The following is a 23,328-nucleotide window of genomic DNA, read 5'->3' as shown; positions in this document are numbered from 1 at the left end:
CCATTGATACGCGCGGACGACGCCTCACCCGGGTCTGAGAGAATTGAGCACGTGATCTCCCGAATCGACCTGCGCGGCGACGCCCTTCCCGAGGGCCCCGCCCTGCGCGACCTGCTGCCCCGAGCCGACTTCGACGTAGCGGCCGCCCTGGAGAAGGTGCGTCCGATCTGCGAGGACGTGCATCATCGGGGCGACGCGGCGCTGATCGACGCGGCCGAGCGGTTCGACGGGGTCAGGCTCGACCAGGTGCGGGTTCCGGCCGCAGCGCTCAAGCGCGCGCTGGAGGAGCTCGACCCGGCCGTGCGCGCGGCCCTGGAGGAGTCCATCCGACGCGCCCGGATCGTCCACCGCGAGCAGCGCCGCCGGACGCACACCACCCAGGTCGTGCCCGGCGGCAGCGTCACCGAGAAGTGGGTGCCGGTCGATCGCGTCGGGCTCTACGCGCCCGGCGGCCGGTCCGTGTACCCGTCCTCCGTGATCATGAATGTGGTGCCCGCGCAGGAGGCCGGCGTCGGGTCCGTCGCGCTCGCCTCACCCGCCCAGGCCGACTTCGGCGGCCTGCCGCACCCCACGATCCTCGCCGCCTGCGCGCTGCTCGGCGTCGACGAGGTGTACGCCGCGGGCGGCGCCACGGCCGTCGCGATGTTCGCCTACGGCACCGAGTCCTGCGCCCCCGCGAACATGGTCACCGGCCCCGGCAACATCTGGGTCGCCGCCGCCAAGCGCTACTTCACCGGCAGGATCGGCATCGACGCCGAGGCCGGCCCGACCGAGATCGCCGTCCTCGCCGACGACACCGCGGACCCGGTGCACGTCGCCTCCGACCTGATCAGCCAGGCCGAGCACGACCCGCTGGCCGCCGCCGTCCTCGTCACCGACTCCGTCGAACTCGCCGACGCGGTCGAGAAGGAGCTGGAGCCGCAGGTCGCGGCCACCAAGCACGTAGAGGACCGGATCGTCCCGGCTCTCTCCGGCAGGCAGTCCGCGATCGTGCTGGTCGACGGTGTCGAGGAGGGCCTCAAGGTGGTCGACGCGTACGGCGCCGAGCACCTGGAGATCCAGACGGCCGACGCCGCCGCCGTCGCCGACCGGGTCCGCAACGCCGGTGCGATCTTCATCGGCCCCTGGGCCCCGGTCTCCCTCGGCGACTACGCGGCCGGCTCCAACCACGTCCTGCCCACCGGCGGCTGCGCCTGCCACTCCTCGGGCCTGTCCGTCCAGTCCTTCCTGCGCGGCATCCACATCGTCGACTACACGCGCGACGCGCTGGCCGAGGTCGCGCCCCACGTGGTGACTCTGGCGGAAGCGGAGGACCTGCCCGCGCACGGCGCGGCGATCAAGGCGAGGTTCGACTGGAAGGTTCCCGAGGGCAAGTGAGCGACGTACGCATCGATGATCTCCCCGTACGGGACGAGCTGCGCGGCAAGTCCCCCTACGGCGCGCCCCAGCTGGACGTCCCCGTACGGCTGAACACCAATGAGAACCCCTACCCGCTGCCCGAGCCGCTGGTCGAACGGATCGCCGAGCGGGTCCGCGAGGCGGCCCGCAACCTCAACCGCTACCCGGACCGGGACGCGGTCGAGCTGCGCACGCAGCTGGCGAAGTACCTCACCGACACCTCCGGCCACGAGGTCGGCGTGGCCAACGTCTGGGCGGCCAACGGCTCCAACGAGGTCATCCAGCAGCTGCTGCAGACCTTCGGCGGACCGGGCCGCACCGCCATCGGCTTCGAGCCGTCGTACTCGATGCACGGCCTCATCGCGCGCGGCACGGGCACCGGCTGGATCTCCGGGCCCCGCAACGAGGACTTCACGATCGACCTCGCCGCCGCCCGGAAGGCCATCGCCGAGAACCCGCCGGACGTCGTCTTCATCACGACCCCCAACAACCCCACGGGCACCGCCGTCCCGCCCGAGACGGTCCTCGCGCTGTACGAGGCCGCGCAGGCGGCGAAGCCCTCGATGGTGGTGGTCGACGAGGCGTACATCGAGTTCAGCCACGGCGACTCGCTGCTGCCGCTGCTGGCGGGCCGCCCGAACCTCGTCGTCTCCCGCACGATGTCGAAGGCGTTCGGCGCGGCGGGCCTGCGCCTCGGCTACCTCGCGGCGCACCCCGCCGTCGTCGACGCCGTCCAGCTGGTCCGGCTGCCCTACCACCTGTCGGCCGTCACCCAGGCGACCGCCCTGGCCGCCCTGGAGCACACCGGCACGCTGCTGGGCTACGTCGAGCAGCTCAAGGCCGAACGGGACCGCCTGGTCACCGAACTGCTCGCGATCGGCTACGAGGTGACCGCCTCGGACGCGAACTTCGTGCAGTTCGGCCGGTTCGAGGACTCCCACGAGACCTGGCGGAAGATCCTCGACCGGGGCGTCCTGGTCCGGGACAACGGCGTGCCCGGCTGGCTGAGGGTCACCGCCGGAACCCCCGAAGAGAACGACGCGTTCCTCGACGCGGTACGTGAGTTGATGAAGGAGCAGAGCACATGAGCCGCGTAGGCCGCATAGAGCGGGTGACCAAGGAGACCTCGGTCCTCCTCGAGATCGACCTCGACGGCACCGGGAAGACCGACATCAAGACCGGCGTCGGCTTCTACGACCACATGCTCGACCAGCTCGGCCGGCACGGTCTGTTCGACCTCACCGTGAAGACCGAGGGCGATCTGCACATCGACTCGCACCACACCATCGAGGACACCGCCCTCGCCCTCGGCGCCGCCTTCAAGCAGGCCCTCGGCGACAAGGTGGGCATCTACCGCTTCGGCAACTGCACGGTCCCGCTGGACGAGTCCCTCGCCCAGGTCACCGTCGACCTGTCCGGCCGCCCCTACCTCGTGCACACCGAGCCCGAGAAGATGGCGCCGATGATCGGCGAGTACGACACCACCATGACCCGGCACATCCTGGAGTCCTTCGTGGCCCAGGCGCAGATCGCGCTGCACGTGCACGTGCCCTACGGGCGCAACGCGCACCACATCGTGGAGTGCCAGTTCAAGGCGCTCGCCCGGGCCCTGCGGTACGCGTCCGAGCGCGACCCGCGCGCGGCCGGCATCCTCCCGTCCACGAAGGGCGCCCTGTGAACGGCATCTCCACCCTGCTGATCGTCGTGGGCCTCTTCCTCGTCGGCGGGATCTACTCCTTCATCAAGCAGAAGATGCCCAAGGGCCTGATCGTGCTGCTGTCGATCGGCGCCGCGATGTGCCTGGTGGCGGGTGTCGTGAGGCTGGAGGTGTGGAATTGAGCGCCCCCCGCAAGAACGTGGTGGTCTTCGACTACGGCTTCGGCAACGTCCGTTCCGCCGAGCGCGCCCTCGCGCGCGCGGGAGCCGACGTCGAGATCACGCGTGACTACGACAAGGCCATGAACGCCGACGGCCTGCTGGTGCCCGGCGTCGGCGCCTTCGCCTCCTGCATGACGGGCCTGCGCGAGGCGCGCGGCGACTGGATCGTCGACCGCCGGCTGTCCGGCGGCCGCCCGGTCATGGGCATCTGCGTCGGCATGCAGATCCTCTTCGCGCGCGGCATCGAGCACGGCGTGGAGAGCGAGGGTCTCGACGAGTGGCCCGGCTCGGTCGAGCCGCTCCAGGCCGAGATCGTGCCCCACATGGGCTGGAACACCGTCGAGGCGGCACCCGGCTCGCAGCTGTTCGCCGGTCTCGACCCGGACGCCCGCTTCTACTTCGTGCACTCCTACGCCGTGCACGACTGGTCGCTGGAGACGCTCAACCCGGCGATCGAAGCCCCCAAGGTCACCTGGTCCACCCACGGCAAGCCGTTCGTCGCGGCCGTCGAGAACGGCGCCCTGTGGGCCACGCAGTTCCACCCCGAGAAGTCCGGCGACGCCGGAGCCCAGCTCCTCACCAACTGGATCGGAACACTGTGAGCAAGCTCGAACTCCTCCCCGCCGTCGACGTCCGTGACGGCCAGGCCGTCCGCCTGGTGCACGGCGAGTCCGGCTCGGAGACCTCCTACGGCTCCCCGCTGGAGGCCGCCCTCGCCTGGCAGCGCTCCGGCGCCGAGTGGCTGCACCTGGTCGACCTGGACGCCGCGTTCGGCACCGGGAACAACCGTGAGCTCATCGCCGAGGTCGCGGGGGCGATGGACATCAAGGTGGAGCTGTCCGGCGGCATCCGCGACGACGACACCCTCGCCGCCGCCCTCGCCACCGGCTGCAAGCGCGTCAACCTGGGCACGGCCGCCCTGGAGACCCCGGAGTGGGTCGCCAAGGTCATCGCCGAGCACGGCGACCAGATCGCCGTCGGTCTCGACGTCCGCGGCACGACCCTGCGCGGCCGCGGCTGGACCCGCGACGGCGGCGACCTCTACGAGACGCTGGAGCGCCTCGACAAGGAGGGCTGCGCCCGGTACGTCGTCACCGACATCGCCAAGGACGGCACGCTCCAGGGCCCCAACCTGGAACTGCTGCGCAACGTGTGCGCCGCCACCGACCGCCCGGTCGTGGCCTCCGGCGGGGTCTCCTCGCTCGCCGACCTGCGGGCCATCGCCGACCTCGTTCCGCTCGGTGTCGAGGGCGCCATCGTCGGGAAGGCGCTGTACGCGAAGGCGTTCACCCTGGAAGAGGCCTTGGAGGCTGTGTCGTCATGACCGTACGGCGTGTGCAGAGCGGAAGTCCCTGGGAAGAGTCCTTCGGTTTTGCACGCGCCGTCGCGGCGGGCGACCGTGTGCTGGTGGCGGGCACGACCGCCTTCAAGGGCGACGTGCTCTACGGCGAGGGCGACCCGTACGAGCAGACCAAGGTGGCCTTCACCACCGCCCTGGAGGCGATCGCCGAGTTCGGGCTCAGCCCCGAGTCCGTGATCCGCACCCGTGTGTGCCTGGCACATGCCCGGGACGTCGACGCGGTGGGCCGGGCCCACAAGGAGCTGTTCGACGCCGTACGCCCCGTCACGACCCTGCTGGTCGTGCAGGGCTTCATCGACTCCCGGGTCCTGGTGTCGGTGGAAGTGGAAGCATTCAGAGGGACACCCTCAGAGGAACACTAGAGGAGCACGATTCATGACCCTGGCGGTCCGAGTCATCCCCTGCCTGGACGTGGACAACGGCCGGGTCGTCAAGGGCGTCAACTTCCAGAACCTGCGCGACGCGGGCGACCCCGTCGAGATGGCCAAGGTGTACGACGCCGAGGGCGCCGACGAGCTGACGTTCCTGGACATCACCGCCTCGTCGGGCAACCGCGAGACCACGTACGACGTCGTACGCCGCACCGCCGAGCAGGTGTTCATCCCGCTCACGGTCGGCGGCGGCGTCCGCACGCCCGAGGACGTGGACAAGCTGCTGCGGGCGGGCGCGGACAAGGTCGGCGTCAACACCGCCGCCATCGCCCGCCCCGACCTGATCCGCGAGATCGCCGAGCGCTTCGGCCGCCAGGTCCTGGTCCTGTCGGTGGACGCCCGCCGCACCGGGTCGGGCTCCTTCGAGGTGACCACCCACGGCGGCCGCAAGGGCACCGGCATCGACGCCGTCGAATGGGCGCACCGGGCCGCGGAACTCGGCGCGGGCGAGATCCTGCTCAACTCGATGGACGCGGACGGCACCAAGGACGGCTATGACCTGGAGATGATCCGGGCCGTCCGCAAGCACGTCACGGTCCCGGTCATCGCCTCGGGCGGCGCCGGCCGGCTCACCGACTTCCCCCCGGCCGTCGAGGCCGGCGCGGACGCGGTGCTGGCCGCGTCGGTGTTCCACTTCGGGGACCTGCGGATCGGCCAGGTCAAGGAGACGCTGCGGGAGGCGGGTCAGCCGGTGCGGTGACCCACCCCACCCTGAGGGAGCCCCGGCCGCGCGATGCGGCCGGGGCTTTCCCCTGTCCCTCAGATCCCGAGCTGCTTCGTCTCGTGGAGCTTCGCGATCGCGTTCTCGTCGCCGTCCAGGCCGACCTTGGCCGCGCTCTGCCGGCCGTAGGAGAACAGGACCAGTTCGGACGGCTCGCCGGTCACGGTGACCACCGGGGTGCCGCGGTGCGCGACCGCCGTCTGGCCGTCGGGGCGGCGCAGGACCAGGCCCGTCGGGACGCCGCGGCCCATCAGACGGGCAGTGCGCTCCAATCGTGACCACAGGGCGTCCTGGAAGACCGGGTCGAGGTCGCGCGGCGACCAGTCGGGCTGGGCGCGGCGCACGTCCTCGGTGTGGACGTAGAACTCGATGATGTTCGACGCCTCGTCGACCGGCTTGAGGGAGAAGGGGGAGAAACGCGGAGGACCCGTACGGATCAGCTGGATCAGCTCCTCGTACGGCTTGTCGGTGTACTCCGCCATCACCTTGTCCAGGCGCGGCGCGAGCTGCTTGATCAGCATCCCGCCGGCGGCGTCCGGACGGCGTTCGCGCACCACCACGTGCGCGGCGAGGTCCCGGGTGGTCCAGCCCTCGCACAGGGTGGGCGCGTCCGGGCCCGCGGTCTCCAACAGGTCGGCGAGGAGAAGTCGTTCACGCTTGGCATGGGTCGACATGCGGCCCAGCCTACGACCGGCCCCCCGGTCCGCCCAGTGGACACTCCACCAGGCGCGTCAGTGGCGCGCGGCACAATGGTCACCATGACCAGCACCAGTCGCCTCGATGCGGAGATCGCCGCGCGCCTCAAGCGCAGCCCTGACGGCCTCCTGCCCGCCATCGCCCAGCAGTACGACACCGGAGAGGTGCTCATGCTCGGCTGGATGGACGACGAGGCGCTGCACCGCACCCTGACCACCGGCCGCTGCACGTACTGGTCCCGCAGCCGCCGTGAGTACTGGGTCAAGGGCGACACCTCCGGCCACTTCCAGTGGGTGAAGTCCGTCGCCCTGGACTGCGACGCCGACACGGTGCTCGTCAAGGTCGACCAAGTCGGCGCCGCCTGCCACACCGGCGCGCGCACCTGCTTCGACACCGACGTGCTGCTCAAGGACGGCGGTTCCGACGGCTCCGCCACGGATCAGTAAGGTCAGCCGCCATGGACCTCGAGACCTTCCGCAAGCTCGCCACCGACCGGCGGGTCATCCCCGTCACCCGCAAGCTTCTCGCCGACGGCGACACCCCGGTCGCGCTCTACCGCAAGCTCGCCGCCGAGCGCCCCGGCACCTTCCTGCTGGAGTCCGCGGAGAACGGCCGCTCGTGGTCCCGGTACTCCTTCGTCGGCGTGCGGTCCGCGGCCACGCTGACCGCACGCGACGGGCAGGCCCACTGGCTCGGCGCCCCGCCCGTCGGCGTCCCCACGGACGGCGACCCCCTCGCCGCCCTGCGCGCCACCATCGAGGCCCTGCACACACCCCACCAGGAGGGCATGCCGCCCTTCACCGGCGGCATGGTCGGCTACCTCGGCTACGACATCGTCCGCCGTCTGGAGAAGATCGGCCCCGGCGAGCGCGACGACCTGAAGCTGCCCGAGCTGACCATGCTCCTCACCAGCGACCTGGCCGTCATGGACCACTGGGAGGGCTCGGTCCTGCTGATCGCCAACGCGATCAACCACAACGACCTGGACACGGGCGTCGACGAGGCCCACGCCGACGCCGTCGCCCGCCTCGACGCCATGGAGGCGGACCTCTCCCGCGCGGTCGCCCAGCCCCCGGCCGTCCTGCCGCCCTCCGAGCTCCCCGAGTACTCCGCGCTCTGGGGCGGTCCCGACTTCCAGGAGGCCGTCGAGGACATCAAGGAGCGCATCCGCGCGGGCGAGGCCTTCCAGGTCGTCCCCTCCCAGCGCTTCGAAACGAGCTGCACCGCAAGCGCGCTGGACGTCTACCGGGTCCTGCGGGCCACCAACCCGTCCCCGTACATGTACCTGTTCCGCTTCGACGGGTTCGACGTCGTCGGCTCGTCCCCCGAGGCCCTGGTCAAGGTCGAGGACGGCCGGGCCATGGTCCACCCCATCGCCGGCACCCGCTGGCGCGGCGCCACCCCGCAGGAGGACCAGGCCCTCGCCGAGGAACTGCTCGCCGACCCCAAGGAGCGCGCCGAGCACCTCATGCTCGTCGACCTGGGCCGCAACGACCTGGGGCGGGTGTGCGAGCCCGGCTCGGTCGAGGTCGTCGACTTCATGTCCGTCGAGCGGTACTCGCACGTCATGCACATCGTCTCCACGGTGACGGGCCGCGTCGCCGAGGGCCGCACGGCCTTCGACGTCCTCACCGCCTGCTTCCCGGCCGGCACCCTCTCCGGCGCCCCCAAGCCACGCGCCATGCAGATCATCGACGAGCTCGAACCGTCCCGGCGCGGGCTGTACGGCGGCTGCGTCGGCTACCTCGACTTCGCCGGCGACTCCGACACCGCCATCGCCATCCGCACCGCCCTCCTGCGGGACGGCACCGCCTACGTCCAGGCCGGCGCGGGCATCGTCGCCGACTCCGACCCGGTCGCCGAGGACACCGAGTGCCGCAACAAGGCGGCCGCGGTACTGCGGGCCGTCCACACGGCGAACCGGCTCGGAAAGGCCTGAGATGAACCCCGGGTGACGGTTCGCCCGGGCTTCAGGCGATAGTGGGGTACGTGACTGCTGTACCTCACCCCCGTTCCGAAGCCCCCGGACCCGCCCGGGCCGGCCGCCTGAGCCTCGCCGTCGCCCTGCTGAGCGGCGCGCTCGGCGCGGCCCTGGCGCTGCTCGCCACCCGGCAGCAATGGTCGCAGGGCACCGCAACGGTGGCCGGCGGCGCCTTCCCCCTGACCGCCAGGGGCAGCGACGTCACGGGCGTGCCCGCGGCGCTCGCCATAGTGGGCCTCGCCGCGCTCGTCGCCGTCTTCGCCGTCCGCCGAGCGGGCCGCTTCGCCGTCGCCGCGCTGCTCGCGCTCTCGGGTGCCGGCATCATCACCGCGGCCCTGCTCGGCGCCTCGGACAGCTCCGCGCTCGACGAGCAGGCCGCGCAGGCCTCCGGCGACACCTCTGCCTCCGTCGACACCCTCAGTCACACCGCCTGGCCGTACGTCGCGGTCCTCGGCGGCGTCCTGATCCTCCTGGCCGGGCTGCTCGCCCTGCGCTACGGCCGGCTGTGGCCCGCCATGTCCGGCCGCTACGAGCGGGCCGGCACGCCCCAGCCGCGCCGCAGGGCCCCCGCCGTCGACCCCGACCGGCCCGAGGACCTGTGGAAGGCACTCGACCGCGGTGAGGACCCGACCGGGGCCTGAGCCGCACGAGTGATCCGAGGGAGCACCCCCGGTCACCTCCCGGGTGCCCGTGCGGGACAATGGGCCCGAGCGTCCTGCTCAACACGTACACAGCAACGAGGAGCAAGCAATGGCGGGCAGCAGCCACGGTCACACCCCGGCCGCCTGGACCGGTGTCACGATCGCCTTCATCGGTTTCTGCGTCTCGGGCGCGTTCATGGTGCTGGACCAGCCGCTGGGCTTCTGGGCGGGCATGGTGGTCGTACTGCTCGGCGGTGTCGTCGGCGGCATCATGCGGATGATGGGCCTCGGCCAGCCCAAGGAAGCGCACCAGCCGCACCGGATGACCGGTGACCGCGAGCCGGCCGGCGCCGGGAGCTGACCCCGCGGCACAGCACGTCCTCTCGTGAGGGGCGGCCGGCACAGGGGTGCCGGAACCGCCCCTCACGCGTGTACGGGGCACAATGCGTACCGTGAACCCCGAGAGCCGAAGGGTGACGCCGAGCGTCCCGAGCCGCCTGGCCGTCCCCGCCGGGGTGCTCGCGGCCGTGGCCGCCGCGTTCGCCTACGTGGGCGCCGTGGACCCCAACGAACCCGGCCACTACCCCGCCTGCCCGCTGCTGCGCTACACCGGCCTCTACTGCCCCGGCTGCGGGGGCCTGCGCAGCGCGCACGCCTTCGTCCACGGGGACGTCCTGGCGGCGCTGCACGCCAACGCGCTCGCGACCCTCGGCTATCTGGGCTTCGCCGTGCTGTGGACCGTATGGGTGGTGCGCGCGGTCCGCGGGCGACCGTTGCGGATCGACCCGCGCCCGGGGCTGGTGTGGAGCCTCGGGGCGTTGCTGCTGGTCTTCACAGTGGTCCGGAACCTGCCCTTCGGCGGCTGGCTCCATCCTTGATCAACGGGCTGATGTCCAGGTAGTGGGACCGGCGTCAACCGGATGCGAAGCCTACGCCCCGCTGCGGATACCATCGCAGTGACCATCGGTTTCCGATCGGTCGCTGGAACTGTCAAGAGTCTGGAAGGGGGCCGCTCGCGTGAGTGTGCTCGACGAGATCATCGACGGAGTCCGTGCCGACCTCGCGGAGCGGCAGGCGCGCGTCAGCCTCGACGAGCTCAAGGAGCGCGCGGCGAAGGCTCCCGCGGCCAAGGACGGCGCGGCCGCCCTGCGCGGCGAAGGCGTCAAGGTCATCTGCGAGGTCAAGCGCTCCAGCCCGTCCAAGGGTGCGCTGGCCGCGATCGCCGACCCGGCCGGACTCGCCGCGGACTACGAGGCGGGCGGCGCGGCCGTCATCTCCGTCCTCACCGAGGAGCGCCGCTTCGGCGGCTCGCTCGCCGACCTGGAGGCGGTCCGCGCCCGCGTGGACATCCCCGTCCTGCGCAAGGACTTCATCGTCACGTCGTACCAGCTGTGGGAGGCCCGCGCCTACGGCGCCGACGTCGTGCTGCTGATCGTCGCCGCCCTCGACCAGCCCGCCCTGGAGTCGCTCATCGAGCGCGCCGAGTCCATCGGGCTCACCCCGCTCGTCGAGGTGCACGACGAGGACGAGGTCGAGCGCGCGGTCGACGCCGGCGCCCGGGTGATCGGCGTCAACGCGCGCAACCTCAAGACCCTTGAGGTCGACCGCGGCACCTTCGAGCGGGTGGCACCGGAGATCCCCGGCCACATCATCAAGATCGCCGAGTCCGGCGTCCGCGGCCCGCACGACCTGATCGCCTACGCCAACGCCGGCGCCGACGCGGTGCTGGTGGGCGAGTCCCTGGTCACCGGCAAGGACCCCAGGACGGCCGTCTCGGATCTCGTCGCGGCCGGCGAGCATCCCGCACTCCGGCACGGCCGGAGCTGATCACCGCTAAACTTGCCCCGATGACTCTCACCCTGACGACCGTGGACCGGTACGCCCGCCTCGCGCGCGGCTGCCGCCCCCGCGGCTGCCGCGCCCCGGCCCGCCGGGTCCACGGCCGCCGTGTGCGGTACGTCATCGGTGACGAACCCGGGCAGGTCAACGGCATGCGATGGCAGCGCCCCTCCAGGGGCGCGGGGAACTGCGCGACAAGCCACTGACGGCCCGCGGCCGACAACAGGTCCCCGCTCCCACGGCGATTAGTGCATTCCACACACACTCACCGTGAGGTATTCGCATGCCCAGCCAGTTCTTCATCCCCGACCCGGAGGGTCAAACCCCCAACCCCGAAGGCTACTTCGGGGCCTTCGGCGGCAAGTTCATCCCCGAGGCCCTCGTCGCGGCCGTCGACGAGGTGGCCGTCGAGTACGACAAGGCCAAGCACGACCCGGAGTTCGCCAAGGAACTCGACGACCTCCTGGTCAACTACACCGGCCGCCCCTCGGCGCTCACCGAGGTCCCCCGCTTCGCCGCGGAAGCGGGCGGCGCACGGATCTTCCTGAAGCGGGAAGACCTCAACCACACCGGCTCCCACAAGATCAACAACGTCCTGGGCCAGGCCCTGCTCACCAAGCGCATGGGCAAGACCCGGGTCATCGCCGAGACCGGCGCCGGCCAGCACGGCGTCGCCACGGCCACCGCCTGTGCGCTGTTCGGCCTCGAATGCACGATCTACATGGGCGAGATCGACACCCAGCGCCAGGCCCTCAACGTGGCCCGGATGCGCATGCTCGGCGCCGAGGTCATCGCCGTGAAGTCCGGCAGCCGCACGCTGAAGGACGCCATCAACGAGGCCTTCCGCGACTGGGTCGCCAACGTCGACCACACCCACTACCTCTTCGGCACCGTCGCCGGACCGCACCCCTTCCCGGCGATGGTCCGCGACTTCCACCGGGTCATCGGCGTCGAGGCCCGCCGCCAGCTCCTGGAGCGGGCCGGGCGCCTGCCCGACGCCGCGGTCGCCTGCGTCGGCGGCGGCTCCAACGCCATCGGCCTCTTCCACGCCTTCATCCCGGACACCGGCGTCCGCCTCATCGGCTGCGAGCCGGCCGGGCACGGCGTCGAGACCGGTGAGCACGCCGCGACCCTCACCGCCGGCGAGCCCGGCATCCTGCACGGCTCACGCTCCTACGTCCTCCAGGACGAGGAGGGCCAGATCACCGAGCCGTACTCGATCTCGGCCGGTCTTGACTACCCGGGCATCGGCCCGGAGCACTCGTACCTGAAGGATTCCGGCCGCGGCGAGTACCGCGCGGTCACGGACGACGCGGCGATGCAGGCCCTGCGCCTGCTGTCGCGCACCGAGGGCATCATCCCGGCCATCGAGAGTGCCCACGCGCTGGCCGGCGCCCTGGAGGTCGGCAAGGAGCTGGGCAAGGACGGGCTGATCGTGGTCAACCTGTCCGGCCGCGGCGACAAGGACATGGACACCGCCGCCCGTTACTTCGGCCTGTACGACACCGACGCCGAGGTCGCCGAGGACGCCTCCGGCACCGCCGAGATCGAGGGGGACGCCAAGTGAGCGGCAACCTGCAGCTGTTGAGCGACACCCTCGCCGCGGCGAGGTCCGAGGGGCGCTCCGCCCTCATCGCCTACCTCCCGGCCGGGTTCCCGACCGTGGACGGCGGCATCGAGGCGATCAAGGCCGTCATCGACGGCGGCGCGGACGTCGTCGAGGTGGGACTGCCCCACAGCGACCCCGTCCTGGACGGCCCCGTCATCCAGACCGCCGACGACATCGCCCTGCGCGGCGGCGTCAAGATCGCCGACGTGATGCGCACGGTCCGTGAGGCGCACGCCGCCACCGGCAAGCCCATCCTCGTCATGACGTACTGGAACCCCATCGACCGCTACGGCGTCGAGCGGTTCACCGCCGAACTCGCCGAGGCGGGCGGGGCCGGGTGCATCCTGCCCGACCTGCCCGTGCAGGAGTCGGCGCTGTGGAGGGAGCACGCCGAGAAGCACGGTCTCGCCACCGTCTTCGTCGTCGCGCCCAGCAGCAAGGACGAGCGGCTCGCGCAGATCACCGCCGCCGGCAGCGGCTTCGTCTACGCCGCCTCCCTCATGGGCGTCACCGGCACCCGCGCCAGCGTCAGCTCGCAGGCCAAGGACCTGGTGGATCGCACCCGCTCCACCGGGACGGACCTGCCGGTCTGCGTCGGGCTCGGCGTCTCCAACCCCGCCCAGGCCGCCGAGGTCGCGGGCTTCGCCGACGGCGTGATCGTCGGCTCGGCCTTCGTCAAGGCGATGCTCGACGCCCCGGACGACGCGGCCGGTGTGGAGGCCGTGCGCGCGCTCGCCGGCGACCTCGCCAAGGGCGTGCGCGGACAGGCGTAAGAAGCCGGGAAGTCATACAGGTCCCTCGTACGGGTGGACCTGGGGCCGGGGAGGCGCGGTGCTCCTCCCCGGTTCGTTTCCGGGGTGTGAGCGAGAAGAACCGTGAGGGAAAGCGCACCGCCCGGGAGAAGCTGGCGGTCGAGCGTGAGAAGCAGAGGGCCGCGGACAAGCGCCGGCGCGCGCTGATCGTGGGCGGCGCCGTCGTCGCCGTCCTGGGACTCGCGGCGGTGATCGGCATCATCGCGGCCAACGCCGGCAAGGACGACGACAGCGAGACCGCCGGCCCGGTCGTGGCCCCCTCGGGAGCGCAGGGCAAGGACGGCCTGGCGATCCCGGTCGGCAAGGACAGCGCCAAGTCCACGCTCACGGTCTGGGAGGACTTCCGCTGCCCCGCGTGCAAGTCCTTCGAGACGGCGTACCGGCCGGTGATCCACGAGCTGACGAACGCCGGTCAGCTGAAGGCCGAGTACCACCTGGTCACCCTCATCGACGGCAACATGCGCGGCACCGGCTCCCGCAATGCCGCCAACGCCGCGGCCTGCGCCCAGGACGCCGGGAAGTTCCCCGCGTACCACGACGTGCTCTTCGACAACCAGCCCCCGGAGGCCGACGACGCCTACGCGGACAACGGCAAGCTGATCGAGCTGGCCGGCAAGGTCGACGGCCTGGACACCCCGTCCTTCCGCGCGTGCGTCGAGGACGGCAAGCACAACGGCTGGGTCGCCAAGTCCCACCAGGCCTTCGACAAGGGCGACTTCTCGGGCACGCCCACCGTGCTGTTGGACGGCAAGAACATCTACCAGGACCGCACGATGACCCCGGCCAAGCTGAAGCAGATGGTGCAGGAGGCGAACCAGGGGTAAAGGGCGTTCTCACGCCCCCCGTTATGGACCCGTAGCCGGGCCGCCCGCCCCCGGCCCGGTGCGGCACGGTAGCGTCGACCTTGCCATGGAACTTGCCTTCATTCCCAGCCCGTCGCGCGGGGTGCTGTACCTCGGCCCCATTCCGCTGCGCGGCTACGCGTTCTGCATCATCATCGGCGTCTTCGTCGCGGTCTGGCTCGGCAACAAGCGCTGGATCGCCCGGGGCGGGCGGGCCGGCACGGTGGCCGACATCGCTGTCTGGGCCGTGCCCTTCGGCCTCGTCGGCGGCCGCCTCTACCACGTGATCACGGACTACGAGCTGTACTTCAGCGAGGGCCGCGACTGGGTGGACGCCTTCAAGATCTGGGAGGGCGGCCTCGGCATCTGGGGCGCGATCGCGTTGGGCGCGCTGGGCGCGTGGATCGGCTGCCGGCGCCGCGGCATCCCGATGCCCGCCTACGCCGACGCCGTCGCACCGGGCATCGCCTTTGCCCAGGCGATCGGCCGCTGGGGCAACTGGTTCAACCAGGAGCTGTACGGCAAGCCCACCGATCTGCCCTGGGCCCTGGAGATCACCTCCTCTGCGGACGGCCGGGTCCCGGGCACCTACCACCCCACGTTCCTGTACGAGTCGCTGTGGTGCATCGGCGTCGCGTTCCTGGTCATCTGGGCGGACCGACGCTTCCGGCTCGGGCACGGCCGGGCGTTCGCGCTGTACGTCGCCGCGTACTGCGCGGGCCGGGCGTGGATCGAGTACATGCGCGTCGACGACGCCCACCACATCCTGGGCCTCCGGCTGAACGTCTGGACCGCGATCCTGGTGTTCCTGCTCGCGGTGACGTACCTGGTGCTGTCGTCGAAGAAGCGGCCCGGGCGGGAGGACGTCGTGGAACCGGGCGCCGCGGCCACCGGTGACGACGCCGGCAGCGATGAGAAGTCCGGGGACGCCGGCCGGGACGACGAGGCCGTGGACGAGTCCAAGGCCGACACGGCCGAGAGCGATGCCAAGAGCGATGCCAAGAACGAGGCCGGGTCCGGGAAGAAGACCTGACCGCCTGCCCCATGTGACATGCCGAGAGCGCCCGGGAGTCGTCCCGGGCGCTCTCGGCATGTCAGCGCCGGCGCGCCAGGGACAGGGTGCGCCGGGCGGCCGTCACCACCGCCGCGTCGATGAAGCGGCCGTCCGGGAGGGCCTGGGCACCCTGCTCCGCGGCGGCCGCCTTGAGGACCGTCTCCGCCCGCTCGATGTCGGCCTCGGTGGGCAGGTAGGCGCGTTCGATCACCGGGAGCTGGCGGGGGTGGATCGCGGCGCGCCCCAGGAAGCCCAGGGCACGGCCGTGGGCGCAGGAGGCGGCCAGCCCGTCCAGGTCGCGGGTGTCCGGATGGACGGACTGGGGCGGCGGGGGCAGACCGGCGGCCCGGGCCGCCACCACGACCCGGGAGCGGGGCCAGTCGAGGCCCGTGTCGTCCCGCACGCCGAGATCGGCCCGCAGGTCGGCCTCGCCGAGGGCGATACCGCGCAGCTGCGGATGGGCGGACGCGATGGCGTACGCCTGCTCCACGGCGAGGGCCGTCTCCAGGAGGGCGTACAGATCGGCTGACGTGGCCCGGCGCGCGGCACGGGTGACCTCGGAGGGTGAGGTGATCTTGGGGAGTCGGAGCCCGCGGAGGCCGGGAGCCGGGGCCAGTGCCGCGATGTCCTGCCCGCCCCAGGGGCTGTCCAGGGCGTTGACGCGGACATGGACGGGAACGGCCGGCGGGGCTGCGAGCAGGTCGGCAGTGGCGGCGCGGGCGTAGGCCTTGCGGTCGGGGGCGACCGCGTCCTCCAGGTCGATGACGACGACGTCGGCGCCGGAGGCGAGGGCCTTCGCCACCACGTGGGGGCGGTCGCCGGGGGCGTAGAGCCAGGTGAGCGGGAACCCCGTCACAGGGCGCCCTCCGCGCGCAGCGCCGAGACGTCGTCCGGGGTGAGACCCAGTTCGGTCAGGACCTCGTCGGTGTCGGCGCCGTGCGGGCGGCCGGCCCAGCGGATCGCGCCGGGCGTGGCGGAGAGCCGGAAGAGGACGTTCTGCATGCGCAGCGGGCCGAGTTCGGGGTCGTCGACGGTGGTGATGGTGTCCAGGGCCTGGTACTGCGGGTCCGCCATCACGTCCCGGACGTCCTGGACCGGGGCCACCGCCGCCTCGGCCTTCTCGAAGGCGGCCAGGACGTCGGTGCGGGTGCGCGCGGCGATCCAGCCGCCGACCGCCTCGTCCAGGACGTCGGCGTGCCGGGCGCGGTCGGCGCCCGAGGCGAACCAGGGCTCGTCGATCAGTTCCGGGCGGCCCACCAGACGCATCACCCGTTCCGCGACCGACTGGGCCGAGGTGGAGACGGCGACCCAGGTGCCGTCCGCGGTGCGGTAGACGCCGCGCGGGGCGTTGTTGGGGGAGCGGTTGCCGGTGCGGGGCTGGACGTGCCCGAGCTGGTCGAACCAGAGGGGCTGGGGGCCGAGGGCGGCCAGGATCGGTTCGATCAGGGCCATGTCGACGACCTGGCCCTCGCCGGTGCGCTCGCGTGCGGCGAGCGCCGTCATCACCGCGTACGCCGTGGTCAGGCCGGCGATGGAGTCGGCCAGGCCGAACGGCGGGAGGGTCGGGGGCGCGTCCGGTTCGCCGGTGATCGCGGCGAAGCCGCTCATCGCCTCGGCGAGGGTGCCGAAGCCGGGGCGGTGGGCGTAGGGGCCGAACTGGCCGAAGCCGGTGACCCGGGCCAGGACCAGGCGGGGGTTGACGGCGGACAGCTCCGGCCAGCCCAGGTCCCACTTCTCCAGGGTGCCGGGGCGGAAGTTCTCGATGATCACGTCGGTTCCGGCGGCCAGGCGCAGGAGGGTGGCGCGGCCGCCGGGCTTCGACAGGTCGAGGGTCATGGTGCGCTTGTTGCGGCCGAGCATCTTCCACCACAGACCCACGCCGTCCTTCGAGGGGCCGTGGCCGCGGGAGGGGTCCGGCTTCGCCGGGTGCTCGATCTTGACGACCTCGGCGCCGAAGTCGCCGAGCAGCGTCGCGGCCATCGGGCCGGCGAAGAGGGTGGCCAGGTCGAGGACGCGCAGGCCGGTGAGGGGCGCGGTCGTGGGCGCGGTCATGGGCGGAGGGTCTCCCGGTGCGTGAGGTGGGCGAGGGTGTCGAAGCCGGTGCCGTTGAAGTCGCCGACGGACGTCGACAGCCGGTTCTTCAGGGGGGCCGTCCAGCGGTCGGGGAGCGCCGCGGGGTGTCCGGCCAGGAGCCCGGCGACGCTCCCGGCCGTCGCGCCGTTGGAGTCGGTGTCCCAGCCGCCGCTCACGGCACGGCAGATGGAGCCGGCGAAGTCGCCGTCCGCGTGGGTGAGGGCGGCGGCGATGAGGGCGGTGTTGGGGACGGCGTGCACCCAGTGGTGGGTGCCGGCGTGCAGGGCGTGGAGTTCGTCGACGACCGTGTCGAAGTCCGCGTGTTCGTGCGCGAGTCGCAGGGCCTGGCGGACGGCCCGGGCCAGGCGGGAGCGTGGCGGGACGACGGTGAGGCCGGTGCGCAGGCAGGTGTGGACGTCGTGGGCGCCGGTCGCCGCGGTGGCGATGACGGCCGCTGTGAACATGGCCGCGTAGACGCCGTTGGCGGTGTGGCTGAGGGTGGCGTCCCGGTGGGCCTGTTCGGCCGCCTCGGCAGGGTGGCCGGGGTTGGTCCAGCCGTGGACGTCGGCGCGGATCAGGGCGCCGATCCACTCGCGGAACGGGTTGCGGTGGCGGGCGGTGTGCGGGGGTTCCAGGCCGCTGAGCAGGTTGCGGTAGGCGACGCGTTCCGCGGTGAACATGCGGCCGGCGGGGAGCTCGTCCAGCCAGGTGCGGGCCACGTCGGTGGTGGTGAAGTCCCTGCCGTGGCGCTGGAGGAGGACGAGGTTGAGCAGGGGGTAGTTGAGGTCGTCGTCCTCGGGCATGCCGTCGATGTTCTCGGCGAGCGAGGTGGCTGCCGAGCGGCGGTTCCAGGGGTGCTCTTCGAGAAGCTCCTGCGGGACGCCCCGGGCGGTGAAGTAGGTGGTGAGGGGCCAGTTGCCGGTGGACCGGGCGAGTCGGCGGACGGCGTCGAGGGGGAGCTTTTCCACCGGTTTGCCGAGGAGGCAGCCGGTGGCGCGGCCGAGCCAGGCGGCTTCGAGGCGGTGCGGGGTGGTGGTGGCCGGGGCGCCCGCGTGCTCGGGCCAGTCGGGGCAGGCGGCTCTGATCCGGTCCAGGTCCGTCGGTTCGTCGTCCGCCAGTGTGCTCGGCAGGTCGGCCAGTTCGTCCAGGAGGTCCTCCGCCAGCCGGCGCAGGTAGCGGGAGGCCGGGGTGGGGGAGGCGCCCGCGGTGGCCGGAGCCTGCGGGCCGCCCGCCGCTCGCCAGCGGGCCGCGACGGCCTTCGGCTGCCGGCCGTCCTGGGCCGCCTGGCGCAGTTCGTGGCCGATCAGGTCCTCCGGCTGGACCCAGGTCAGTCGGAGCATTCCCGGCCTCCGAGGGACGCGAAGGCCTGCTCGTGGGTGCGCCGGCGGGCCACGTCCCGGGCGAAGATCTCGCGGGTCACGGTGGTGAGGCTTGCCGCCGGTTCCCAGAGATCCAGGCGGCTGGCTTCCGCGACCGTCTTGGCCCAGTCCTCCGGGACCGGTGAGCCCAGGGCCCCCGCCAGAGCGCCGGCCATGGTGGCGATGGAGTCGCAGTCCCGGCCGTAGTTCACCGCGCCGAGGACCGCGTGCCGGTAGTCGCCCCGCGCCACCACCATCATGCCGAGCGCGACCGGGAGTTCCTCGATCGCGTGCAGGCGGGAGGGGCGGCGGGCGCCGAGCGAGGGGGCGCGGTAGTCGGGGCCCACCGTGTCGTAGGGGGCCACGGCCTCGCGCAAGGGGCGCAGGGCCGACTCGAAGTCCGTGTGGCGGGACGCCTCCTCACAGACCCGCTCGATCGCGGCCCGGGTGCCGTCCTTCGCGAGGGACAGGCAGGCCGCGACGACCGAGTCGGGGGTCGCGCCCGGCGTGCACGCCGCCGCCACCGCCGCGGCCAGGACGCCCGCCGCCTCACGGCCGTACGACGACTGGTGCGCGCCGGCGATGTCGAGGGCCTCGGCGTACGCGGCCCGCGGATCCGCCGCGTTGACCAGGCCGACCGGGGCCATGTACATCGCCGCCCCGCAGTTGACGATGTTGCCGGTGCCGGCCTCGCGCGGATCGGCGTGGCCGTAGTGGATCCTCGTCACCAGCCACTTCTCCGCCAGGAAGATCCGCTGGAGGGGGAGGGCCTCGGACTCCAGTTCCGGGATCCAGCGCGGCTCGGTCATCAGGTCCGGGACCAGGTGGCCGGCGATCGCGTAGGCGTCGAGGTGGTCGCGGACCCGGGCGTAGACGCGGACCAGGGCGTGTGTCATCAAGGTGTCGTCGGTGACGTGGCCGTCGCCCTTGTGGTACGGGGCGAGGGGGCGGGCCGTGCGCCAGTCGTCGCCGTGCCAGGGGCCGACGATGCCGTGGACGCGGCCGCCGTGGCGTTCGAGGATCTGCTCGGGCGAGTAGCCCTCGACGGGGCCGCCGAGAGCGTCGCCGACGGCGGCCCCGACCAGGGCGCCGCTGATCCGCTCGTCCAGGAGGGTACTTTGGTGTGTTTTGGGCTGCATGGCCGCATCATCCACCCGGGCAGGCCGGTTGTACGGCTTCCAGCAGTCCGGCGAGTTCCACGAGGTCCGTGCCGGTGAGGCGGGGGAGGGCACAGCCGGAGAGGGTGCGGCAGCTCTCCCGCCAGGAGGCGGGGATCGACGCGCCGCCGCCCAGGGCGCCGGTGAGGGCGCCCGCCAGGGCCGGGGCGGAGTCGGCGACCCGGGACAGGCAGGCCGCCGCGGGGATCGCCTCCGCGATGCGGCCGCGGGCCGCGGTGGCCAGGGCGAGGGCGACCGGGACCGTCTCGGCGGCGGCGATGCCGTAGCTGTAGACGTGGTCGACGATCTGGTGCTCCAGGGGCGGCACCAGGGCGAAGGCGCTGTCCGCGTCGGCGGCGAGCCGCAGGGCGTGCCGGGCGTTGCGGCCGATCTCCGTCTCCTCGGGGAGTTCGGCGAGCGCGGCGGTGACACAGGCGTCGACGTGCGCGCCGGCCAGGGCGAGGGCGAGAGCCGCCGCCATCGCGCGGGCGCCGTGCACGCCGTCGCCGTCCTGGGTGTAGCGGGCGTCGAACTCGGCGAGGTCGGCGGCGCGCCGGGGGTCTCCGGGGTGGGCCACGGCCAGGACGCAGGCGCGTACGCAGGCGGCGTCGTCGAAGTAGTGCGGGTTGTCGTGGCCCGTGGCGGGCGGGCGCAGGCCGGTGGCTAGGTTGCCGAGGCCGGCGCGGACGGAGATGCGGGCGCGCAGGGGGAGGACGGCGGACTCGGTCTCGGGCGCGCGCTCCGTCGCGGCGGCGACCTCGCAGGCGATGGCGTTCCAGGTGAGGTCGATGGCGGCGCGGGTGCGGCGTTCCCGGCTGAGGTCGTTCAGGACGGTGTCGTCGCCGGCGCGCAGGAGGGCTTCGGCGGCGAAGGCCGCCCATTCGGCGTCGTCGGAGGGGCCGAGGCGGAGGGGCTCGGGGGGCTGGTTCAGGGCGATGGGGACGGGGAGGGTGGTCGTGGCGTTGTGTTCGGCGAAGGTGTCCAGTTCGCGGGTGAGGCGGCGGGTCCAGTCGGGCATGCGGGCGGCCCGGTGGCGGGCCGCGGGCCAGCCGGCGGCGTCGCCGGCGGCCAGTCCGAGCAGGAGGCCTTCGGCTCTTCTCGTGGCCTCGGCTTCGCCTTCGGCCCGTTTGTCTCCCGCCCGCGCACCGCCTGTGACCGTCACCCGAGAGGAGGTCCTGGTTTCCCGTGGGGCGGCCTCGCCGTCGGCGGCTTCCGTTTCGTATCCGTACGTCGTCATGGGAGGACCTCCGCCGGGGTCAGCAGGTCCGCCACGTCCAGGACGTGATAGCCCGCCATCGCCGGGAGACATCGGCCGTGGACCGGGCCGATGGGGTCCGTCCAGGCCTGCGGGATCGCCGACACTCCCCGGGTCGCGCCCGCCAGGGCCCCCGCCACCGCCGCCGTCGTGTCCGCGTCGCGGCCCATGTTCACCGCGGTCAGGACGGACTGCTCGAAGTCGCCGTCGGCCGCCGCGTACGCGCCGAAGGCGAGGGCGACCGCCTCGGGGGCCAGGTCGGTCCAGGGGTAGCCGCCGATGACGACCGCGGAGCGCACCGCGCGTTCCCCGCGGTGCGCCACGACGACCGCGCGGCGCAGACTGCGGGCCGTCCAGGAGTCGTCGGGCACGACCGCGAGGGCCGCCGCCACGACCGCGGTCGGCGGGGCGCCCGCCATCGCCGCCGCGACGCCCGCGGCCACCGCCTGGCCGCCGTAGATGCCCTCGCCGTCATGGCTCACCGAGCCGTCGATCGCGACCAGCCGGGCCGCCTCCGCAGGGCGGCCCGACGCGAACACCCCGAAGGGGGCCGCGCGCATGGCCAGCCCGTCGCTCCAGGCGTGCCGGTGCTGGGCGGAGATCGGGGCGGCAAGGCCCCGGCGCAGGTTCTCCAGGGTGCCGCGTTCGCTGAAGCCGGCACCCCGGAAGGGGCCCTCGTCGCGGTCGGCGATCCACTCGTGCCAGGCCGCCTCGACATGGGCCGGGGTCAGCGCGGAGCCGTGCCGGGCCAGCAGAAGGCCGGAGAAGATCGCGTACTCGGTGTCGTCCGTGCCCGACGGCTTCTCGGCGACGTACCCGGTGATCCGGCCCCACCGCGCGCGGATGTCGGAGGGCTTCATGTTCTCGGCCGGTGCCCCGAGGGCGTCACCGACGGCCAGGCCCAGCAGCGCGCCGCGGGCCCGTTCGCGAAGTCCGGCGGCGTCACCGGGCGCCGGCACGGAGGAGATGCAGGCGGTCGATGCCATACGGCATCTGTCCCACTCCGGTGACTCCGCCGAGCCTCACGAGCCCCAGCATCACCCGGTCGACATCTGCGCGCGGAGGTCATCAAGTGAGCGCCGAAGGGTAAAACCGCAGGTTAGCGCAGCCTTTCCTTGCTGGCGGCGATGGAATCCAGGGCGTAGTTTTGGCGTTGTAAAACTCTGGAACGTGTCCAAAGAGCGGGGAGTGGGGATCTTCCATGGCCATCATCGAGACCGAGGCGACGCTGCACGAGGCGCACCGGGACAACCACACACACCGGGACGTGAACGGCGGCTGGCTGCGTCCCGCGGTGTTCGGTGCGATGGACGGCCTCGTCTCCAACCTCGCCCTGATGACCGGTGTCGCCGGCGGGGCGGCCGGTCAGCACACCGTCGTCCTCAGCGGACTCGCGGGCCTGGCCGCCGGCGCCTTCTCCATGGCCGCCGGCGAGTACACCTCCGTCGCCTCGCAGCGCGAGCTCGTCGAGGCCGAGCTGGACGTGGAGCGGCGCCAGCTGCGCAAGCACCCCAAGGACGAGGAGGCCGAGCTCGCCGCGCTCTACGAGTCGCGGGGTGTGGAACCGCGGCTGGCCCAGGAGGTGGCCCGGCAGCTGTCGAAGGACCCCGAGCAGGCGCTGGAGATCCACGCCCGCGAGGAACTGGGCATCGACCCCGGCGATCTGCCCTCGCCGACGGTGGCCGCGGTGTCGAGTTTCGGCTCTTTCGCGCTGGGCGCGCTGATACCCGTGCTGCCCTATCTGCTGGGAGCGAGCAGCATGTGGCCGGCGGTGCTGCTGGCGCTGCTGGGGCTCTTCCTGTGCGGTGCGGTGGTGGCCCGGGTGACGGCGCGCACCTGGTGGTACAGCGGGCTGCGGCAGCTCTTCCTGGGAGGCGCGGCGGCCGGTGTGACGTACGCCCTGGGCACCTTGTTCGGAACGGCCGTAGGATAGCGCGGCTCAGACTTATGCAAGGGACCGCATAAGTAGCCGTTACTCACTGGTTTCGACTGTGCGACCACTGGGCATGAGCCGTAAGCGCTGCGGGCAATGACGCTCGCCGCGCACCCCAGCGGGGTGGGCGAAGCCGCCCCTCCCGCTCCCCGGGCCGATGGAAACCGATCTGACCCGATCGATTCACGCGGCCCCTCCATAGCTTCCACTGCTGGCGCGGTACCCCCGCCGCGAACCCGCGGTGTCCGCATGCTGGAACGGATTATCCCGGTTCCCGAGAACCGCTCCAT

General features: G+C 72.5%; 27 protein-coding genes. 20 read left to right on the top strand and 7 right to left on the bottom strand.

The window, feature by feature from the left end:
- The first annotated feature begins 51 nt into the window (after positions 1 to 51).
- From hisD to hisF, 8 genes are read left to right on the top strand one after another with little or no spacing between them, the layout of a single operon-like run.
- Entirely contained in the window at positions 52 to 1,377 is a 1,326-nt protein-coding gene (gene hisD, locus HNR57_RS28325; RefSeq protein WP_184564262.1) for a histidinol dehydrogenase, read from the top strand.
- A complete protein-coding gene (locus tag HNR57_RS28320; protein WP_184564260.1) occupies positions 1,374 to 2,486 on the top strand; it encodes a histidinol-phosphate transaminase in 1,113 nt (370 codons plus the stop codon). Before hisD ends, HNR57_RS28320 begins: the two co-directional genes overlap by 4 nt.
- Positions 2,483 to 3,076 carry an imidazoleglycerol-phosphate dehydratase HisB gene (gene hisB, locus HNR57_RS28315; RefSeq protein WP_184564258.1) on the top strand — a complete coding sequence of 198 codons (594 nt, stop codon included), beginning with the start codon at positions 2,483 to 2,485 and terminating at the stop codon, positions 3,074 to 3,076. Before HNR57_RS28320 ends, hisB begins: the two co-directional genes overlap by 4 nt.
- Complete coding sequence (locus HNR57_RS28310; RefSeq protein WP_033310524.1) at positions 3,073 to 3,237, top strand: CG2302 family histidine operon protein; 165 nt, start codon at positions 3,073 to 3,075, stop codon at positions 3,235 to 3,237. Before hisB ends, HNR57_RS28310 begins: the two co-directional genes overlap by 4 nt.
- Positions 3,234 to 3,878 (top strand): imidazole glycerol phosphate synthase subunit HisH, encoded by a 645-nt coding sequence (gene hisH, locus HNR57_RS28305; protein WP_221343078.1) that lies wholly within the window; start codon positions 3,234 to 3,236, stop codon positions 3,876 to 3,878. The genes HNR57_RS28310 and hisH overlap by 4 nt, the downstream gene beginning before the upstream one ends.
- Positions 3,875 to 4,600, top strand: a complete 726-nt coding sequence (gene priA, locus HNR57_RS28300; protein WP_184564254.1) for a bifunctional 1-(5-phosphoribosyl)-5-((5-phosphoribosylamino)methylideneamino)imidazole-4-carboxamide isomerase/phosphoribosylanthranilate isomerase PriA — start codon at positions 3,875 to 3,877, stop codon at positions 4,598 to 4,600. Before hisH ends, priA begins: the two co-directional genes overlap by 4 nt.
- Positions 4,597 to 4,998 (top strand): RidA family protein, encoded by a 402-nt coding sequence (locus HNR57_RS28295; RefSeq protein WP_184564252.1) that lies wholly within the window; start codon positions 4,597 to 4,599, stop codon positions 4,996 to 4,998. Before priA ends, HNR57_RS28295 begins: the two co-directional genes overlap by 4 nt.
- A 13-nt stretch (positions 4,999 to 5,011) precedes the next feature.
- Entirely contained in the window at positions 5,012 to 5,767 is a 756-nt protein-coding gene (hisF, locus tag HNR57_RS28290) for an imidazole glycerol phosphate synthase subunit HisF (RefSeq protein ID WP_184564250.1), read from the top strand.
- Positions 5,768 to 5,826: 59 nt separating this feature from the next.
- Here the strand turns inward: hisF and HNR57_RS28285 are convergent, their stop codons facing one another.
- Positions 5,827 to 6,462, bottom strand: coding sequence for a TIGR03085 family metal-binding protein (locus HNR57_RS28285; protein ID WP_184564248.1), 636 nt, complete (start codon positions 6,460 to 6,462; stop codon positions 5,827 to 5,829).
- A gap of 84 nt (positions 6,463 to 6,546) precedes the next feature.
- Here HNR57_RS28285 and hisI point away from each other — a divergent pair, with 84 nt between their 5' ends.
- From hisI to lgt, 11 genes are all read left to right on the top strand, one after another.
- Positions 6,547 to 6,930: a phosphoribosyl-AMP cyclohydrolase gene (hisI, locus tag HNR57_RS28280; protein WP_184564246.1), complete on the top strand. Its 384-nt coding sequence runs from the start codon at positions 6,547 to 6,549 to the stop codon at positions 6,928 to 6,930.
- An 11-nt stretch (positions 6,931 to 6,941) separates the two neighbouring features.
- Positions 6,942 to 8,423: an anthranilate synthase component I gene (locus tag HNR57_RS28275; RefSeq protein ID WP_184564244.1), complete on the top strand. Its 1,482-nt coding sequence runs from the start codon at positions 6,942 to 6,944 to the stop codon at positions 8,421 to 8,423.
- 41 nt (positions 8,424 to 8,464) lie between these two features.
- A complete protein-coding gene (locus HNR57_RS28270; protein ID WP_184564242.1) occupies positions 8,465 to 9,106 on the top strand; it encodes a TIGR02234 family membrane protein in 642 nt (213 codons plus the stop codon).
- 109 nt (positions 9,107 to 9,215) lie between these two features.
- On the top strand, positions 9,216 to 9,467 hold the full coding sequence (locus HNR57_RS28265) for an HGxxPAAW family protein (protein ID WP_184564240.1): 252 nt from the start codon (positions 9,216 to 9,218) through the stop codon (positions 9,465 to 9,467).
- A gap of 82 nt (positions 9,468 to 9,549) precedes the next feature.
- Positions 9,550 to 9,984, top strand: coding sequence for a DUF2752 domain-containing protein (locus HNR57_RS28260; protein ID WP_184564238.1), 435 nt, complete (start codon positions 9,550 to 9,552; stop codon positions 9,982 to 9,984).
- Positions 9,985 to 10,123: 139 nt separating this feature from the next.
- Positions 10,124 to 10,933: an indole-3-glycerol phosphate synthase TrpC gene (gene trpC / locus HNR57_RS28255; RefSeq protein WP_184564236.1), complete on the top strand. Its 810-nt coding sequence runs from the start codon at positions 10,124 to 10,126 to the stop codon at positions 10,931 to 10,933.
- A 20-nt stretch (positions 10,934 to 10,953) separates the two neighbouring features.
- A complete protein-coding gene (gene trpM, locus HNR57_RS28250; RefSeq protein WP_184564234.1) occupies positions 10,954 to 11,151 on the top strand; it encodes a tryptophan biosynthesis modulator TrpM in 198 nt (65 codons plus the stop codon).
- Between the two features lie 77 nt (positions 11,152 to 11,228).
- Positions 11,229 to 12,512 (top strand): tryptophan synthase subunit beta, encoded by a 1,284-nt coding sequence (gene trpB / locus HNR57_RS28245; protein WP_184564232.1) that lies wholly within the window; start codon positions 11,229 to 11,231, stop codon positions 12,510 to 12,512.
- Positions 12,509 to 13,327, top strand: coding sequence for a tryptophan synthase subunit alpha (gene trpA / locus HNR57_RS28240; protein ID WP_184564230.1), 819 nt, complete (start codon positions 12,509 to 12,511; stop codon positions 13,325 to 13,327). The genes trpB and trpA overlap by 4 nt, the downstream gene beginning before the upstream one ends.
- Positions 13,328 to 13,413: 86 nt before the next feature.
- On the top strand, positions 13,414 to 14,190 hold the full coding sequence (locus tag HNR57_RS28235; protein ID WP_184564228.1) for a DsbA family protein: 777 nt from the start codon (positions 13,414 to 13,416) through the stop codon (positions 14,188 to 14,190).
- Positions 14,191 to 14,275: 85 nt separating this feature from the next.
- Positions 14,276 to 15,241 carry a prolipoprotein diacylglyceryl transferase gene (gene lgt, locus HNR57_RS28230; protein ID WP_184564226.1) on the top strand — a complete coding sequence of 322 codons (966 nt, stop codon included), beginning with the start codon at positions 14,276 to 14,278 and terminating at the stop codon, positions 15,239 to 15,241.
- Between the two features lie 61 nt (positions 15,242 to 15,302).
- Here lgt and HNR57_RS28225 read toward each other — a convergent pair whose 3' ends face one another.
- From HNR57_RS28225 to HNR57_RS28200, 6 genes are read right to left on the bottom strand one after another with little or no spacing between them, the layout of a single operon-like run.
- The gene (locus HNR57_RS28225; protein ID WP_184564224.1) at positions 15,303 to 16,118 is read right to left on the bottom strand and encodes an HpcH/HpaI aldolase/citrate lyase family protein; all 816 of its coding nucleotides are present in this window, start codon (positions 16,116 to 16,118) and stop codon (positions 15,303 to 15,305) included.
- A complete protein-coding gene (locus HNR57_RS28220; RefSeq protein ID WP_184564223.1) occupies positions 16,115 to 17,314 on the bottom strand; it encodes a CaiB/BaiF CoA transferase family protein in 1,200 nt (399 codons plus the stop codon). The genes HNR57_RS28225 and HNR57_RS28220 overlap by 4 nt, the downstream gene beginning before the upstream one ends.
- Positions 17,311 to 18,675 carry an ADP-ribosylglycohydrolase family protein gene (locus HNR57_RS28215; RefSeq protein ID WP_184564221.1) on the bottom strand — a complete coding sequence of 455 codons (1,365 nt, stop codon included), beginning with the start codon at positions 18,673 to 18,675 and terminating at the stop codon, positions 17,311 to 17,313. The genes HNR57_RS28220 and HNR57_RS28215 overlap by 4 nt, the downstream gene beginning before the upstream one ends.
- Positions 18,663 to 19,832 (bottom strand): ADP-ribosylglycohydrolase family protein, encoded by a 1,170-nt coding sequence (locus HNR57_RS28210; protein WP_184564219.1) that lies wholly within the window; start codon positions 19,830 to 19,832, stop codon positions 18,663 to 18,665. Before HNR57_RS28210 ends, HNR57_RS28215 begins: the two co-directional genes overlap by 13 nt.
- 7 nt (positions 19,833 to 19,839) lie before the next feature.
- Positions 19,840 to 21,159, bottom strand: a complete 1,320-nt coding sequence (locus HNR57_RS28205) for an ADP-ribosylglycohydrolase family protein (protein ID WP_425583471.1) — start codon at positions 21,157 to 21,159, stop codon at positions 19,840 to 19,842.
- On the bottom strand, positions 21,084 to 22,091 hold the full coding sequence (locus tag HNR57_RS28200) for an ADP-ribosylglycohydrolase family protein (protein WP_184564217.1): 1,008 nt from the start codon (positions 22,089 to 22,091) through the stop codon (positions 21,084 to 21,086). Before HNR57_RS28200 ends, HNR57_RS28205 begins: the two co-directional genes overlap by 76 nt.
- A 215-nt stretch (positions 22,092 to 22,306) precedes the next feature.
- On the opposite strand from HNR57_RS28200, the gene HNR57_RS28195 reads away from it, so the two are divergent.
- Positions 22,307 to 23,038 (top strand): VIT1/CCC1 transporter family protein, encoded by a 732-nt coding sequence (locus tag HNR57_RS28195; RefSeq protein WP_184564215.1) that lies wholly within the window; start codon positions 22,307 to 22,309, stop codon positions 23,036 to 23,038.
- The last annotated feature ends 290 nt before the right edge of the window (positions 23,039 to 23,328 follow it).

This window comes from Streptomyces paradoxus, from assembly GCF_014202475.1.
GTDB classification, from domain to species: Bacteria; Actinomycetota; Actinomycetes; order Streptomycetales; family Streptomycetaceae; genus Streptomyces; species Streptomyces paradoxus.
This window is presented reverse-complemented; position numbering and strand designations above follow the sequence as displayed.

Excerpts from the sequence above, each read along its gene's own strand:
- lgt (WP_184564226.1), top strand. The coding sequence starts at position 14,276 with ATGGAACTTGCCTTCATTCCCAGCCCGTCGCGCGGGGTGCTGTACCTC.
- HNR57_RS28275 (WP_184564244.1), top strand. The coding sequence starts at position 6,942 with ATGGACCTCGAGACCTTCCGCAAGCTCGCCACCGACCGGCGGGTCATC.
- HNR57_RS28295 (WP_184564252.1), top strand. The coding sequence starts at position 4,597 with ATGACCGTACGGCGTGTGCAGAGCGGAAGTCCCTGGGAAGAGTCCTTC.
- trpM (WP_184564234.1), top strand. The coding sequence starts at position 10,954 with ATGACTCTCACCCTGACGACCGTGGACCGGTACGCCCGCCTCGCGCGC.
- trpB (WP_184564232.1), top strand. The coding sequence starts at position 11,229 with ATGCCCAGCCAGTTCTTCATCCCCGACCCGGAGGGTCAAACCCCCAAC.
- HNR57_RS28260 (WP_184564238.1), top strand. The coding sequence starts at position 9,550 with ATGCGTACCGTGAACCCCGAGAGCCGAAGGGTGACGCCGAGCGTCCCG.
- HNR57_RS28205 (WP_425583471.1), bottom strand. The coding sequence starts at position 21,159 with ATGTCTCCCGGCGATGGCGGGCTATCACGTCCTGGACGTGGCGGACCT.
- HNR57_RS28200 (WP_184564217.1), bottom strand. The coding sequence starts at position 22,091 with ATGGCATCGACCGCCTGCATCTCCTCCGTGCCGGCGCCCGGTGACGCC.
- HNR57_RS28195 (WP_184564215.1), top strand. The coding sequence starts at position 22,307 with ATGGCCATCATCGAGACCGAGGCGACGCTGCACGAGGCGCACCGGGAC.
- HNR57_RS28285 (WP_184564248.1), bottom strand. The coding sequence starts at position 6,462 with ATGTCGACCCATGCCAAGCGTGAACGACTTCTCCTCGCCGACCTGTTG.
- HNR57_RS28210 (WP_184564219.1), bottom strand. The coding sequence starts at position 19,832 with ATGCAGCCCAAAACACACCAAAGTACCCTCCTGGACGAGCGGATCAGC.
- hisF (WP_184564250.1), top strand. The coding sequence starts at position 5,012 with ATGACCCTGGCGGTCCGAGTCATCCCCTGCCTGGACGTGGACAACGGC.
- HNR57_RS28215 (WP_184564221.1), bottom strand. The coding sequence starts at position 18,675 with ATGCTCCGACTGACCTGGGTCCAGCCGGAGGACCTGATCGGCCACGAA.
- HNR57_RS28265 (WP_184564240.1), top strand. The coding sequence starts at position 9,216 with ATGGCGGGCAGCAGCCACGGTCACACCCCGGCCGCCTGGACCGGTGTC.
- hisI (WP_184564246.1), top strand. The coding sequence starts at position 6,547 with ATGACCAGCACCAGTCGCCTCGATGCGGAGATCGCCGCGCGCCTCAAG.
- HNR57_RS28220 (WP_184564223.1), bottom strand. The coding sequence starts at position 17,314 with ATGACCGCGCCCACGACCGCGCCCCTCACCGGCCTGCGCGTCCTCGAC.
- hisB (WP_184564258.1), top strand. The coding sequence starts at position 2,483 with ATGAGCCGCGTAGGCCGCATAGAGCGGGTGACCAAGGAGACCTCGGTC.